Genomic DNA, 13,509 nt, shown 5'->3' on the forward strand with positions numbered 1-13,509 from the left:
CCGCCATCGCCGGTCGCCCGAGAACGACCAGCCACGACATCCAGATCGGACCGTCCGCAGCATGTCCTCCACCCCGCTCTTCGACTCCATCGCCCAGCGTCGCGATCAGGCCGACGCTCCGCACTCCACTCCCGCACCGGCGCTCGCCGTCGTGACCCCGGTGCCGACCTCGCCGATGTCCGCGCCCGTCCGCCCGGGTGACTCCACGCTGGTGCCGGCCGCCCTCGTCGCCGCGATCGACGAGATCCCGGTCCGGGTGGCATCGGCCCTGGTGACCGAGGTCACGATCCGTCCCGAGCACCTCGTCCTGGTCGAGACCGTCGCCGACGCGATCACCCGCGCGGTCGTCGACGCCGTCGTGTGCGAGCTGGACCGGATCGCCCGTGACGGCGTCGTCCGCGTCTGACCGCGCCGGACGCCGCACGATGACAACCCCCGACGACGGCCTGCCCCGGCGCCCACGCGGTGCCGAGCGTCGCGCCGCCGACCGACCGACCGCGCCCCGGCCGCGCCGTGCACGGCACGCTGCACAGCCGGGGCCGCTCCGAGCCGCCGGGGTGGCGGTGCCCCCTCCCGCCACCCCGGCTTCCACTCAACCCTCACGACGCCTCCGGCCGCCAGAGCCCACCCTGCCGACGCAGCCGGCCGCTCCCACGCAGCCGGCCGCTCCCACACGCCGCCGCCCCGCGTCCTTCCGGATCCCCGCCCGGCGGACCCTTCCCGCCGCGGCGGTCACCGCCGTCACGTGCCTGTTCGTCGCGGTCGGCTCCCCGCAGACCGCCGTCGCCGCTCCGGCCGCTCCGGACTCCACGTCGGCGTCGGCCGGCATGCAGCACTTCGTCGCCGAGGGTTCGACCGGTCCGACCGCCGGCCGCGACGACTTCTCGGTCGGCCGTGCTGCCGCAGCGCTCCGGGTGCCCGGTGGCTCGGGCCCGACCGGTGGCGCCGCCCGCCCCACGGCCGGTGCGATCCCGGACGCCGGTGGCTTCGGCTCCCGCTGGGTCGTCGGCTGTGCGGCCTGCTCGTCGAACCACCAGGGGGTCGACTTCGCCGCGGCCATCGGGACCCCGGTCGTCGCCGCGCTGCCCGGTCGGGTCGTCTCGGCGGGTGTGCTCGGTGGCTACGGCAACCAGGTCCTCCTGCAGCACGCCGACGGCACGGCGACCCGGTACGGGCACCTGTCGGCGATCGGCGTCCGCCCCGGTCAGGTCCTCGGCACGGGGGAGCGGCTCGGGGCCGTCGGCAACACGGGCGTCTCGACCGGCGCCCACCTGCACTTCGAGGTCATCGTGGCCGGCACCCCGATCGACCCGGCCGCTTGGCTCAGGGCTCGCGGGCTCCTCTGACGGCGTCGGGCGTAGCGTCGGAGCGGTCGCGGCACGCTGTCGCGCCAGGACGGAGACGCACGTGCGAGTGACGGTGTTGGGGACGGGTGCGATGGGTGCCGGCGTGGCGGGATCACTGCTCCGCGACGGCCACGAGGTGACGGTCTGGAACCGCAGTGCCGACAAGGCCTCGCCCCTGGGCGACCGCGGCGCGACGGTGGCGAGCGACCCGGGCACTGCCGTCGAGCACGCCGAGGTCGTCCTGCTCACCCTGTTCGACACCGATGCGGTCGTCGACGTCCTCGAGCAGGCTGCCGGCGACGCCCCGACCGACGCCGTGTGGGTGCAGGCCTCGACGATCGGGGTCGACGGCACCGCGACGATCGTGCAGCTGGCCGAGAAGTACGGCATCACCCTGGTCGAGGCGATGATGCTCGGCACGAAGGCCCCCGCCGAACAGGGCACGCTCACGATGCTCGCGGCCGGCCCGGCGGACCTGCTCGACCGTGTCGACCCCGTGCTCGACGCGATCGGCGCGAAGACCGTCCGTGCCGGCGACCACGTCGGCGACGGCACCGCTCTCAAGCTCGCCGCGAACGCCTGGATCGCCTCGATCACCGCGGCGACCGGGCAGTCCCTGGCCCTCGCGGCGGCACTCGGGCTCGACCCCGCGCTGTTCCTGCAGGCGATCGAGGGCAGCGCGAGCGACTCCGCCTACGCCCACACCAAGGGCGCCGCGATGATCGCCCGCGAGTTCCCCGCCCAGTTCGCACTCGACGGGCTGCGGAAGGACATCGGACTCATCACCGATGCCGCCCGGACCGCCGGGGTGTCCACCACGCTGCTCGAGGCCCTCGGTCGCGTCTACGCCGATGCCAGCGCAGCCGGCCACGGGGGCGACGACATCGCCGCGGTCGGCACCACGTTCTGACGCACGGGCAGACGCACGCGCACAGGCACGGACCGGCCGACCGATCAGCCCCGACGGAACAGCCGCCGCAGGCGCTTCGTGAGCCGCCCCACGGCCTCGTCGTTCATGGTGTTGGCGAGGTCGAACGCCTCACGAGCTGGATCTGACCCGGCCTGGATCCGTCGGAGCGCGGCGTCGGCACGGGCCCGCGAGTCGAGCTCGGCGAACGGCATGTCGTCCTCGGGGTGGTGTTCGCCGCGAGGGTCCATGCGGTCCAGGCTACGCGCGACGGAGGTGGTCCGACCCGGCGTCGAGCTCGTCCACGACACGGACCATCTCGTCCAGGAAGTCCACGACGACGGCCATCTCGTTGCTCGGCAGGTGCTCGGTGACCTCGAGCGCGCGGGCGTCGAGTTCCTCGATGACCCGGAGCGCGTGGCGCATCGAGGTGCCGGTGGCGGTGAGGATCACGCCACGGCGGTCGTTCGGGTCGGCGTGACGTTCGACGTGGCCGCTGCGGACGAGCCGGTCGACGAGCGCCGACGTCGACGCCGCGGTGATCTCGAGCCGCTCGGCGAGGTCCTTCGCGTTGACGGTGCGGCCGTCGTGCTCGGCGTCGATCAGGAACCGGAGCGCCAGCAGGGCGTTCTCGCCGATCCCCAGTGCCTCGCGCGCTCGGCGCTGGGCGGCGCTCTCGGCCGTCCGGTACCGCCGCAGGGCGTTGAGGACGTCCACGGCGGAGACCGCGGAGTCCTCGTACCAGTACCCGGCGGTGCTGGTCATCACCTCGGACGTCATGCCCCAATGCTAGACGCTCTAGTTAGATTGTCTAGCGAGCGCGGAGACGGGACACCTGCAACACCCGTGACGCGGTTCTGTAACACCCCGGCAACGCCGGCTCGTTAGGTTCTGGACATGCAGGAGCAGCCGTGCTGAGCCGCCTCGCGGGGAACGTCTTCCACGTGGGGAGCGCGGTGGAGCGCACCGACGTCGTCGCACGCTTGCTCGACGTCTACGTCGCCCGCCGAGAACCAGGCACCCTCGATGACGACCGGCTCGTGTCCACCGAGCTCCGCAGCGTCATCGGGACCACCGGCCCCGCGAACGACCCGGACCGTGCCGCCACCGTCGACGCCCTCGCGCTCGACCGGCACGAACCCGCGTCCATCGCCGCCGCGGTCGCCGTCGCCCGCGACCACGCACGCCGTGCCCGCGAGGTCGTCTCGAGCGAGCTCTGGGACTGCCTCGACGTCACGCGGTCGCGGATGCCCCGGAAGATCGCCCCCGACCGGGCGCACGAGTTCCTCGGCTGGGTGCGGGAGCGCAGTGCCCTCGCCATCGGGGTGGTCGAGGGTGACGCCAGCCGTGACGAGGTGTGGGAGTTCTTCACCCTCGGGCGGTCACTCACCCGCTGCGCCTCCACCGCCCGGCTGCTCGCGTCGCGGCTGCTCGAGCCGGACGCGGTCACCTCGTGGACGGCGGCGCTCCGGGCGTGCGGCGCGGGCGAGGCCTTCCTGCGCGGCCGTGACCACGCCCCGGTGTCGTCCGATGCCGCCGCCTTCCTGCTCCTCGACGCGCACAGCCCGCGGTCGTTGCGGTTCACCGTGCACCGAGCGGCCGAGTGCCTGGCCGACGTCGCCCCGTCCTGCGTCGCGGACGAGGTCGCCGGGTTCGACGAGGTCCGCGCCCTGCTCGACGGCATCCCCGAGGAGTCGGCGCTCGCGGTGGCGGGTGACGTCGGGCAACGGCTGGCCGTGGCTGCCGACCGCGTCGCCGCGGCCCTCGACGAGCGCGTCTTCGCGTCGTCCGCACCCGTCCTCTGAGCCGACCGGGCGCGTGTGGCGGAACGCCGCTGGTCCGCGCGTCGTGACCGCCGCCGTGGGCCCGGGTGGCGTCGGACGGGAGGCCCGTGGTGGCGCCGGTGCGGGCCTCCCGTCCGACGGTCGGTGCGTCACGGGCCGTCGGCCGACGGGCAGGGCGACCCGCCGGTCCGTCAGACGGCGCTGGAGCGATCGGCGAGCGTCTCGTCGCGTTCCAGCTCGCGGCGGAGCGCCGCACGCGAGCCGACCACCGGCACGGCGTGCGTGATCGCCAGGTGCAGCCGCGAGTCGGCGTCGTAGCGCAGCCGGACCCGCTGGTACCGGACGAGCCAGACGAGCGCGATCCCGAGTGCGACGAAGCCCGAGGCCGCGCCGACGACGATCGCCCAGCGTGGGCCGAAGGCGTCGGCGACGGCACCGACGAGCGGGGCGCCGATGGGGGTGCCGCCCGCGAAGATCGCCATGTAGAGCGCCATCACGCGGCCGCGCATCGCGGGCTTCGTCGTGGTCTGCACCAGGGCGTTCGCCGTGGTCATGAAGGTCAGGGACGCGAGCCCGACGAACACCAGCACGATCGCGAAGGTCCAGTACGTCGGGGCGAGGGCAGCGGCGGTGCACGCGAGCCCGAACCCGCCGGCGGCGAGCACGAGGGTGCGCATCCGCGGTTTGTCCCGGCGTGCGGACAGCAGCGCACCGAGCACCGAGCCGACCGCCATCACCGAGTTGAGCAGCCCGAACTCGCCGGCGCCCTGGTGGAACTCGACCCGCGCCATCGTCGAGGTGAAGATCGGGAAGTTCACGCCGAACGTCCCGACGACGAAGATCATGCAGAGCACGACGACGATGTCCGGCCGGGTGCGGACGTACCGGAAGCCGGCGACGATCTGCCCCTTGCCGCGGCCCGCCCGGACCCGTTCGGCGAGCTGCGCGGGGTCGACGAACCGGAGTGCGAGCAGGACGGCCAGGAACGACCCGGCGTTGATGACGAACACCCATCCGGAGCCGATCGCCGCGATGAGCACACCGGCGACCGCGGGGCCGATCAGGCGTGCGGCGTTGAACGACGCGGAGTTCAGGGCGACGGCGTTCGAGACGTCCTCGCCCTGCACGACGTCGGAGACGAAGGCCTGCCGGATCGGGGCGTCGAACGCGGCGACGATGCCGAGTGCCAGGGCGAAGCCGTACAGCGCGAGCAGGGTGGCGGTGTGCGTGAGGACCATGACGCCGAGCCCCAGCCCGAGCAGTCCCATCAGGCCCTGGGTGAGCATGAGCATCTTCCGGCGGTCGAACCGGTCGGCGGCGAGCCCGGTGAGCGGCAGGAGCAGCAGCTGGGGGCCGAACTGCAGGGCCATCGTGATGCCCACCGCGACGGCGTTGTTGTCGGAGAGCTGGGTCAGCACGATCCAGTCCTGGGCGGTGCGCTGCATCCAGGTGCCGACGTTCGACACCAGGGCCCCGGCGAACCAGATGCGGTAGTTGCGTCCGGCGAGGGAGCGGAACATGGCGGTCACTGCTGGGCCAGCCTCCTCATGATCTCGGTGGCGTCGGCGAGGGTGCCCCGCTCGTCGGCGGTGAGTGCTGCGAGCCGCGGGGAGAGCCAGCCGTCGCGGCGGCGTCGGGTCTCCTCGACGAAGGCGGCTCCGGCGGGCGTCGCGCCGAGCAGCACCTTGCGGCGGTCGTCGCCGTGCCCGCACTTCGACACCAGGCCCCGCTCGACCAGCACCGCGATGGTCTTCGTCATCGAGGGCGGGGTGACGCCGTCCTGTCGGCTCAGGTCGGCCAGGGTCATGGCGCCGTCGCGGTGCAGTCGGGCGAGGGCGGAGAACTGTGCGTCCGTGACGCTCGAATCGGCCTTCTGGGCACGGAGGGTGCGGGACAGCCGGTTCACCGCGATGCGGAGGTCGGTGGCGTCGGTCATCGGTCGTTAGCCTATCTCATTAGTTCAGCGAACGAACTTGATTTCGGGTGTACCGTGCTCTTAGACAACATGTGTTGCCGAGAGAGAAGGAGAACATGTCCGAGTTCGAGGGCAAGGTCGCCGTCGTCACCGGTGGTGGCAGCGGCATCGGTGAGTCGGTCGCGAAGGAGCTCGCCGCGGCGGGCGCCACGGTGGTCGTCGCCGACATCAACCTGGCGGGCGCCGAGCGCGTCGCCGCGTCGATCGTGGAGGCCGGTGGCACCGCTCGCGCGTTCGAGGCGAACTCCGCGGTCGCCGCGGACAACGAGCGAATGGTGCAGTTCGCGGTCGACACGTTCGGCGCGCTGCACCTCGCCGTGAACAACGCGGGCATCGGCGCAGCACCGCAGCCGATCGGCGAGTACGACATCGCCGCCTGGGACCGCGTCCGTGCCGTCGACCTGGACGGCGTCTTCTACGGGCTGCGCTACGAGATCCCCGCGATGGTGGCTGCCGGCGGTGGCGCGATCGTGAACATGGCGTCGGTGCTCGGCGTGGTCGGGATGGCCCAGAACGCCGCGTACGTCACCTCGAAGCACGCGCTCGCCGGGCTGACCAAGGTCGCGGCGCTCGAGTACTCGTCGCAGGGCGTCCGCACGAACGCCGTCGGCCCCGGCTTCATCGAGACCCCGCTGCTCCGGAAGTCGCTCTCGCCCGAGGCCGTCGCGGCGCTCGAGGACGAGCACGCCACGAAGCGGCTCGGCACCGTCGCCGAGGTTGCCGCGCTCGTGCTGTTCCTGCTGAGCGACAAGGCGTCGTTCATCACGGGCAGCTACCACCTGGTGGACGGCGGCTACTCCGCCCACTGACGGGGCCGGTGCACCTGGTCGTTCCGGGCGTACCTGGTCGAAACGGGCGTACCTGGTCAGTTCTTCCGACCGGGTACGCCCGTTTCCGCTTTCCAGCGCGGGTGCGATGGGAAGGAACGTCGGACGGGAGGCCCGCCCAGCGTGCGCCGGTCGGCTCGCGCTGGGCGGGCCTCCCGGTCTTCAGAGCCGCGCGTCCGTCAGGATCGCGTCGTGCGGGAGTAGGGCGTGCACGCCCCACGTGCGGTTCGCGACCTGCGTGATGCGCATGCTCACCGCCACGCTCGCCATCGCGAGGGCCTCGGCGCGGCCGATCCCGTGCAGCCCGGCGATCCAGTCGACCATCCGGTCGAGCGCCGTGGCCGTCGCGACGTTGAGGTCGGCGTCGAAGCCGAAGGTGATGCGTCCGGCGGGGGTGTCGGCGTGCACGCCCTCGACCGGGGCCGCATCGAGGAGCGTCAGGGTCATCGTCGTCGTCATGCCGCACTCGACCGCCGTGCCGGAGACCTCGCCGTCGCCCTGGGCCGCGTGCCCGTCGCCGACGTGGAGCAGGGCGTCCGGCACCGTCACCGGCAGGTACAGGGTGGAGCCGGCGACGAGCTCACGGCAGTCGACGTTGCCGCCGCCGACCGTTCGGGGTGGGATCGTGGAGTGCTCCCCGGTGGGCTCGGGTGGGACGCCGACGACGCCGAGGAACGGTGCCGTCCGCACCCCGAGGCCGAGCTGGTTGACAGCCACCCGGGCAGTCACGTCGATGTCCCAGAGCAGCGGGCCGCGCGACGCCGGATCGGTCAGGCCGAGTGCGCGGTTCACCGGGGAGTCGACCCCGCCCGAGGCCGTGTAGCCCCAGTCGTCGGGCACGAGGTCGTCGAAGTGCACCGCCAGGACCATCCCCGGACCTGCTCCCGCGACGGCGATCGGCCCGACCAGGCAGTGGCCCCGGCGCGGGTCGATCAGGGTCGGGGCGTCGACGCCCGGGCCCGGCTGGCGTTCCGTGTAGCCCGCGGCGCTCAGGGTACGGACGGTCACCGTGTCGCCCGGTTCGACGGTCAGGACCGGCTGGCGTTCGGCGGTGAAGACGTCGACGGCGGAGTCGACCGTGGCGTCGAGGTGGTGGGTGGTCACCGTTCGATCATCCCAGGCGGGGCGGGTGCGGGGCGGTTCCGGGCGTACCTGGTCGGATCGGGCGTACCTGGTCGAATCGGGCATGCCTGGTCGGAACGGGCGTACCTGGTCGGAAGTTCTGACCAGGTACGCCCGATTCCACAAGCCATCGCGGGTGTTCTGGGAAGGAACGTCCTCAGTGGAACTGGGGGATCGTCAACCAGATGCCCGCCAGCACCGCGGCGATGCACAGCGCGAAGCACAGCACGGCTCCCGCCAGTGCCGCCGGCGGGGTGTGCCCGGAGCGTGGGGTCTCCTCGGAGTACTGCGTACGCTCGCCGCCCGCGTCGTCCGGCTGCCCCGTCCCGAGCAGCCGGAGGCCGAGCGTGTACACGAGCACCAGGCCCACGGCGGCCACGAAGCCGACGCCGGCGACCGTGCCGATCGCGGTGAAGTCGATGTCCATCGTCGTTCCCCTCAGTTCGCTGCGCCGGTCGGCTGCGGCTCGGCCTGCTCGGCCGGCCCGGACTCGGTGGTGATGTCCTCGTGCGAGATCGGCTTGCGCTTCGCGAGGACGGAGAAGGTGAGCCCGCCGGCCAGTGCGAGGACCGCGACGAGCACCAGCCCGAAGGCCGAGGTCGATGCGAGCCAGGTCGCGAGCGCCCCGACCACCGCAGCGGCGGGCAGCGTGATCACCCATGCGATGACGATGCGGCCGACGACCGACCAGTGCACGTCGGCGAGCTTCTTGCCGAGGCCCGAGCCGACGACCGCGCCGCTCGTCACGTGGGTCGTCGAGAGCGCGAAGCCCAGGTGCGACGAGATGAGGATCGTCGCGGCGGAGCTCGTCTCGGCGGCGAAGCCCTGCGGCGACTGCACGTCGGAGATCTTCTTGCCGACGGTCTGCATGATCCGCCAGCCGCCCATGTACGTGCCGAGGCCGATCGCGAGCCCGCAGGCCAGGATCACCCAGAGCGCCGGACCGGTACCGGCGGCCTGGTAGTTCGCGGCGATGAGGGTCAGCGTGATGACGCCCATCGTCTTCTGCGCGTCGTTCGTGCCGTGTGCGAGCGACACCAGCGACGCCGAGATCGTCTGCCCGTGCCGGAACCCGGTCGCCGCACCGTGCGTCGTCGCGTTCTTCGTGAGCACGTACGCCAGGTACGTCGCGACCAGGGCGATCACCCCGGCGATGACCGGGGAGAGCAGCGCCGGCAGCACGACCTTCGACACCACCGTCGCCCAGCTGATCGAGTTCAGACCCGCCCCGATGATCGAGGCGCCGATGAGCCCGCCGAACAGCGCATGGGTGGACGAGGACGGCAGCCCGAGGTACCAGGTCGCCAGGTTCCAGAGCACCGCGCCGACGAGCCCCGCGAAGATCATCGTGGGCGAGATGTGGATGCCGTCCTGCCCCTCGCGGATGATGCCCTGCGAGACGGTCTTTGCGACCTCGGTGGACAGGAACGCGCCGACCACGTTGAGCACGGCGGAGATGAGCACGGCGGTCCGGGGCTTGAGCGCTCCCGTGGCGACCGACGTGGCCATGGCGTTCGCGGTGTCGTGGAAGCCGTTCGTGAAGTCGAACACGAGGGCCACGACGATCACCAGCGTGACGATGACGATGACGTCCATGCGCAGGACGCTAGGCCCGCCCGGAACCCCCTGCGTGAACGCCGGGTGAACAGGTCCGGGATGGGGCGCGTCTGCGAGGATGCTCACGTGCCCACCTTCTCCGCCGCTCGCGGCGACGCCTCGTTCACCGACGCCCACGGCGTCGAGATCGTCTACTCGACCTGGCGTGCGGCACGGCCGAAGGGTGTCGTGCAGATCGCGCACGGGGTCGGGGAGCACGGGCTCCGGTACGAACCGCTCGCGCAGGACCTGGTGCGCGCCGGCTACACCGTGCACGCCAACGACCACCGGGGGCACGGACGCACCGGCCTGACCCAGTGGGACGGCGACCACGCCAAGCTCGGCAGGCTCGGCCCCGGCGGCCTGCGCGCGGCGATCGCCGCGGTGGAGCAGATGAGCGCGGTCGCGCGGGCCGACGAACCGGGGCTGCCGCTCGTGCTGCTCGGGCACTCGTGGGGGTCGCTGATGGCGCAGCGGATCGTGAACACCTCGTCGGACTGCTACGACGGCGTCGTCCTGTCCGCGAGCGCCTACCGGCTGCCCGGCTGGATGAACAGCGGCGACCTCAACGCCCGGCACGCGGGGTCCGGGCCCACCAAGTACGAGTGGCTCACCCGCGACCGGAAGATCATCGACGCGATGGCGCTCGACCCCCTGGCGGTCGAGGCCGACGTCATCGGGCTCTTCGGGCTCGCCGACACCCTCCGGCTGCTCGGTGTGCCGCGGCGGGGGATCCCGCACGACCTGCCGATGCTGCTGCAGGTCGGCTCCGACGACACCCTCGGTGGTCCGCGCTCGATCGAGCGTCTGGCGCAGGCGTACCGCCGACGCGGCCGGCTGTCCGACGTGACCGTGCAGGTGTACGAGGGCGCACGCCACGAGGTCTACAACGAGACCAACCGCGCCGAGGTCATCGGCGACCTGGTCGCGTGGCTCGACCGGGTGACCGCGCGCTGACGGCGCTCGCCGCGTCCTGCGACGCGACCGGCGGCGGACTGGAGGCCCGTGGCGGCGCCGCCACGCGCCTCCAGGCCGTCACCGGGCAGGCCCACTGCCGGGCCGTCGGCCGTCCGGAATAGGGTTGCGGCATGCACGGTGAGTACAAGGTCCCCGGAGGCAAGCTGGTCGTCGTCGACCTCGAGGTGGTCGACGGCACGATCCAGCAGTTCCGCCTGGCGGGTGACTTCTTCCTGGAACCCGACGACGCGCTGCCGCTCATCGACGCGGCCGTGAACGGGCTTCCCGTCACCACCGACGCTGCTGGCGTCGCCGCAGCCGTGCGGGCGGCCCTGCCGACCGATGCGGTGCTGCTCGGCTTCACGCCCGAGTCCGTCGGCGTCGCGGTGCGCCGCGCGCTGTCGCGGGCCTCGACCTGGCGCGACCACGACTGGCAGATCGTGCACGAGGGGCCGATCAGCCCGAACGAGCACCTCGCGCTCGACCAGGTGCTGACCGAAGAGGTCGGTGCCGGCCGTCGCGGTCCCACGCTGCGCATCTGGGAGTGGGACCAGCCGGCCGTCGTGATCGGGTCGTTCCAGTCGCTCAAGAACGAGGTCGACCCCGCCGGCGCCGAGAAGTACGGCGTGCAGGTGGTCCGACGCATCTCCGGCGGTGGCGCGATGTTCATGGACGCCGGCGCCGTCATCTCCTACTCGCTCTACGTGCCGTCCGACCTGGTGCAGGGCATGACGTTCGCCGACTCGTACGCGTTCCTCGACGAGTGGGTGATCGAGGCGCTCAAGTCGCTCGGCATCGAGGCGTACTACCAGCCCCTCAACGACATCACCTCGACCAAGGGCAAGATCGGCGGGGCCGCACAGAAGCGCCTCGGCACCGGGTCCCTGCTGCACCACGCCACCATGAGCTACGACATGGACGGCGAGAAGATGGTCCAGGTGCTGCGCATCGGGCGCGAGAAGATGAGCGACAAGGGCACCACGAGCGCCGCGAAGCGCGTCGACCCGCTCCGCTCGCAGACGGGGTTGTCCCGCGCCGAGATCATCGAGCGGCTGATCGGCACCTTCACCCGCCTGTACGGGGCGACCGAGGGGCACGTGACCGAGGCCGAGCGCGAGCGGGCGCAGGAGCTGGTGCGGACGAAGTTCGCGACGAAGGAGTGGCTCGAGCGGGTGCCGTGAGCCCTGCTCGGTCGACGGTGGACGCGACGGCCGGAGCTGAGGGGGGACGTCCCGGCCGCCGCTGCTTCGAGTGTGCGCCTCGACCTCATGAACCAGACGTGTGGATGATGAGAATCCCCCGCGCGGCTGATCCGCTCGCCGCGCAGCCCACGTAGCGTCGCTGCCGTGAACTGGTTGATCTTCCTGGGGGCGGTGGCCGCCGTGGCCGTCGTGGTGTGGATCGCCGATCGCATGGGGTGGATCGACCTGTCGAACAAGTCCCAGCGCAGCGGCGGATCCGGAGGCATGGGCGGGATGCTGGACGAGGTGTTCGCACCGACCCGGCACGAGACGCAAGCCGAGTACGAACGGCAGGCGCGCCTGCCGAAACAGGCCCCGTCTCCGGCGGACCACGACCACGATCTGCTCAGCGGCAGCGTGCTCATCCGGGTGCCGGCGGTGCGGAGCGCCGGGCGGCACGAGGCCCGCGCGGGGACGCACGACCGCTCGTACTGAGCTTCTGCGCGTCGTGCTGCTCGCTTCAGCGCGTCGTGAGCTCCTGGTAGTCCGGGTGCCGCTCGATCCACGCGTGCACGTAGCTGCACTGCGCGACGACCCGGCGTGACGAACTCGCACGCACGTCGTCGAGGGCGTGCTGCACCAGGATCGACGCGTGCCCACCGCCGCGGTGCTCGGGATCGACCTCGGTGTGCACGAAGCGGATCTCGTCGCCGTCGATCTCGTACGCGGCGAGGCCGATGACCTCGCCGTCCTCGATCAGGGAGTACTGCTGCTTGTCGGTGTCGTTGCGGACCTCGGGTGCTGCTGCCATGCACTCGACCGTACGCCGGGGCCTGGGCGTGCGCTCTGGGCTGCGCGCTGGCTCCGTGTGCTGCGGTGCGCGACAATGGGTCCGTGCGCAGGGGAGACGACCGAGGCCCGGACCGCGTCGTCCTCGGCGACGCCCTCGACGTGGTCCCCGCGTACCCGGACGGCTCCTTCACGCTGGTGTACCTCGACCCGCCGTTCAACACCGGCCGGTACCAACGGCGGCACGCGACCTCCGCCGTCCCGAAGGCCGACGGTCCCGTGATGGGGTTCCACGGCCGGACCTACGAGCGGGTGCGCGGCGACCTGATGCGCTTCGACGACCGGTTCGAGGACTACTGGTCGTTCCTCGAGCCCCGACTCATCGAGGCCTGGCGGCTGCTCGCCGCCGACGGCACGCTGTACCTGCACCTCGACTACCGCGAGTCGCACTACGCCAAGGTGCTGCTCGACGCGCTCTTCGGCCGCGAGTCGTTCCTGAACGAGATCGTGTGGGCCTACGACTTCGGCGCCAAGTCCAAGACGCGCTGGCCCACGAAGCACGACACGATCCTGGTCTACGTGAAGGACCCGTCGCGGTACTGGTTCGACTCCGAGGCCGTCGACCGCGAGCCGTACATGGCGCCGGGGCTCGTCACGCCCGAGAAGCGCGAGCGCGGCAAGCTGCCCACCGACGTCTGGTGGCACACGATCGTGTCGCCGACCGGCCGCGAGAAGACCGGCTACCCGACGCAGAAGCCCGAGGGGGTGCTGCGACGGATCGTGCAGGCGTCCTCACGCGAGGGGGACTGGGTGCTCGACTTCTTCGCAGGCAGCGGGACCACGGGCGCGGTGGCGCAGGCGTTGGGGCGGCGGTACGTGCTGGTGGACGACAACCCGGCAGCGATCGACGTGATGCGGAAGCGGTTGCCGGGAGCGTCGTTCGAGGTGGCCGGAGCCCCGGCGGCACCGGCCGTCTGAGGCGGGCGGGGTCTGCGACGATCCACGAGTCGTTCGACGCGTGGATC

At 72.1% G+C, this 13,509-nt stretch carries 17 protein-coding genes; 9 read left to right on the forward strand and 8 right to left on the reverse strand.

The genetic code is table 11. The features are described from left to right. Nucleotides 1–61: 61 nt before the first annotated feature. The 3 genes from DEJ03_RS08920 (at nucleotide 62) to DEJ03_RS08930 (ending at nucleotide 2,256) form a co-directional block, all read left to right on the forward strand. Nucleotides 62–406: a hypothetical protein gene (locus DEJ03_RS08920; protein ID WP_110864343.1), complete on the forward strand. Its 345-nt coding sequence runs from the start codon at nucleotides 62–64 to the stop codon at nucleotides 404–406. Nucleotides 407–425: 19 nt separating this feature from the next. Further along, nucleotides 426–1,346, forward strand: coding sequence for a M23 family metallopeptidase (locus DEJ03_RS08925; RefSeq protein WP_146237693.1), 921 nt, complete (start codon nucleotides 426–428; stop codon nucleotides 1,344–1,346). Between the two features lie 73 nt (nucleotides 1,347–1,419). Continuing rightward, complete coding sequence (locus tag DEJ03_RS08930) at nucleotides 1,420–2,256, forward strand: NAD(P)-dependent oxidoreductase (RefSeq protein WP_258370681.1); 837 nt, start codon at nucleotides 1,420–1,422, stop codon at nucleotides 2,254–2,256. Nucleotides 2,257–2,300: 44 nt separating this feature from the next. On the opposite strand, the gene DEJ03_RS08935 is transcribed toward DEJ03_RS08930, so the two are convergent. Both DEJ03_RS08935 and DEJ03_RS08940 read right to left on the reverse strand, forming a co-directional pair. After that, nucleotides 2,301–2,504, reverse strand: a complete 204-nt coding sequence (locus DEJ03_RS08935; RefSeq protein WP_027465064.1) for a hypothetical protein — start codon at nucleotides 2,502–2,504, stop codon at nucleotides 2,301–2,303. A gap of 10 nt (nucleotides 2,505–2,514) precedes the next feature. Next, a complete protein-coding gene (locus tag DEJ03_RS08940) occupies nucleotides 2,515–3,033 on the reverse strand; it encodes a MarR family winged helix-turn-helix transcriptional regulator (protein ID WP_110864346.1) in 519 nt (172 codons plus the stop codon). 131 nt (nucleotides 3,034–3,164) lie between these two features. Between DEJ03_RS08940 and DEJ03_RS08945 the strand changes: the two genes are divergently transcribed. Continuing rightward, on the forward strand, nucleotides 3,165–4,058 hold the full coding sequence (locus DEJ03_RS08945; protein ID WP_110864347.1) for an alpha-E domain-containing protein: 894 nt from the start codon (nucleotides 3,165–3,167) through the stop codon (nucleotides 4,056–4,058). A gap of 170 nt (nucleotides 4,059–4,228) precedes the next feature. On the opposite strand, the gene DEJ03_RS08950 is transcribed toward DEJ03_RS08945, so the two are convergent. Next, on the reverse strand, nucleotides 4,229–5,566 hold the full coding sequence (locus tag DEJ03_RS08950) for an MFS transporter (RefSeq protein WP_372439462.1): 1,338 nt from the start codon (nucleotides 5,564–5,566) through the stop codon (nucleotides 4,229–4,231). Then, entirely contained in the window at nucleotides 5,563–5,973 is a 411-nt protein-coding gene (locus tag DEJ03_RS08955) for a MarR family winged helix-turn-helix transcriptional regulator (protein WP_110864348.1), read from the reverse strand. The genes DEJ03_RS08950 and DEJ03_RS08955 overlap by 4 nt, the downstream gene beginning before the upstream one ends. A 95-nt stretch (nucleotides 5,974–6,068) precedes the next feature. Between DEJ03_RS08955 and DEJ03_RS08960 the strand changes: the two genes are divergently transcribed. Next, nucleotides 6,069–6,821, forward strand: a complete 753-nt coding sequence (locus tag DEJ03_RS08960; protein ID WP_110864349.1) for an SDR family NAD(P)-dependent oxidoreductase — start codon at nucleotides 6,069–6,071, stop codon at nucleotides 6,819–6,821. A 180-nt stretch (nucleotides 6,822–7,001) separates the two neighbouring features. Here DEJ03_RS08960 and DEJ03_RS08965 read toward each other — a convergent pair whose 3' ends face one another. The 3 genes from DEJ03_RS08965 to DEJ03_RS08975 all read right to left on the reverse strand — a co-directional run bounded on the left by DEJ03_RS08965 (nucleotide 7,002) and on the right by DEJ03_RS08975 (nucleotide 9,557). Beyond that, nucleotides 7,002–7,943: an acetamidase/formamidase family protein gene (locus tag DEJ03_RS08965; RefSeq protein WP_110864350.1), complete on the reverse strand. Its 942-nt coding sequence runs from the start codon at nucleotides 7,941–7,943 to the stop codon at nucleotides 7,002–7,004. Between the two features lie 175 nt (nucleotides 7,944–8,118). Continuing rightward, on the reverse strand, nucleotides 8,119–8,388 hold the full coding sequence (locus tag DEJ03_RS08970; RefSeq protein ID WP_110864351.1) for a hypothetical protein: 270 nt from the start codon (nucleotides 8,386–8,388) through the stop codon (nucleotides 8,119–8,121). Nucleotides 8,389–8,399: 11 nt separating this feature from the next. Beyond that, nucleotides 8,400–9,557 carry an inorganic phosphate transporter gene (locus DEJ03_RS08975; protein WP_110864352.1) on the reverse strand — a complete coding sequence of 386 codons (1,158 nt, stop codon included), beginning with the start codon at nucleotides 9,555–9,557 and terminating at the stop codon, nucleotides 8,400–8,402. 87 nt (nucleotides 9,558–9,644) lie between these two features. Between DEJ03_RS08975 and DEJ03_RS08980 the strand changes: the two genes are divergently transcribed. The 3 genes from DEJ03_RS08980 (at nucleotide 9,645) to DEJ03_RS08990 (ending at nucleotide 12,190) form a co-directional block, all read left to right on the forward strand. Next, nucleotides 9,645–10,514, forward strand: a complete 870-nt coding sequence (locus DEJ03_RS08980; RefSeq protein ID WP_181422659.1) for an alpha/beta hydrolase — start codon at nucleotides 9,645–9,647, stop codon at nucleotides 10,512–10,514. A 131-nt stretch (nucleotides 10,515–10,645) separates the two neighbouring features. After that, nucleotides 10,646–11,695 (forward strand): biotin/lipoate A/B protein ligase family protein, encoded by a 1,050-nt coding sequence (locus tag DEJ03_RS08985; RefSeq protein WP_110864354.1) that lies wholly within the window; start codon nucleotides 10,646–10,648, stop codon nucleotides 11,693–11,695. Nucleotides 11,696–11,860: 165 nt separating this feature from the next. Beyond that, a complete protein-coding gene (locus tag DEJ03_RS08990; protein WP_110864355.1) occupies nucleotides 11,861–12,190 on the forward strand; it encodes a hypothetical protein in 330 nt (109 codons plus the stop codon). A 25-nt stretch (nucleotides 12,191–12,215) separates the two neighbouring features. Here DEJ03_RS08990 and DEJ03_RS08995 read toward each other — a convergent pair whose 3' ends face one another. Further along, nucleotides 12,216–12,506 (reverse strand): GNAT family N-acetyltransferase, encoded by a 291-nt coding sequence (locus tag DEJ03_RS08995; RefSeq protein ID WP_027465074.1) that lies wholly within the window; start codon nucleotides 12,504–12,506, stop codon nucleotides 12,216–12,218. Nucleotides 12,507–12,589: 83 nt separating this feature from the next. On the opposite strand from DEJ03_RS08995, the gene DEJ03_RS09000 reads away from it, so the two are divergent. Continuing rightward, nucleotides 12,590–13,462, forward strand: coding sequence for a site-specific DNA-methyltransferase (locus tag DEJ03_RS09000; protein WP_110864356.1), 873 nt, complete (start codon nucleotides 12,590–12,592; stop codon nucleotides 13,460–13,462). Nucleotides 13,463–13,509: the final 47 nt, after the last annotated feature.

Origin of the sequence: Curtobacterium sp. MCLR17_043 (genome assembly GCF_003224215.1) — a bacterium.
Lineage (GTDB): Bacteria > Actinomycetota > Actinomycetes > Actinomycetales > Microbacteriaceae > Curtobacterium > Curtobacterium flaccumfaciens.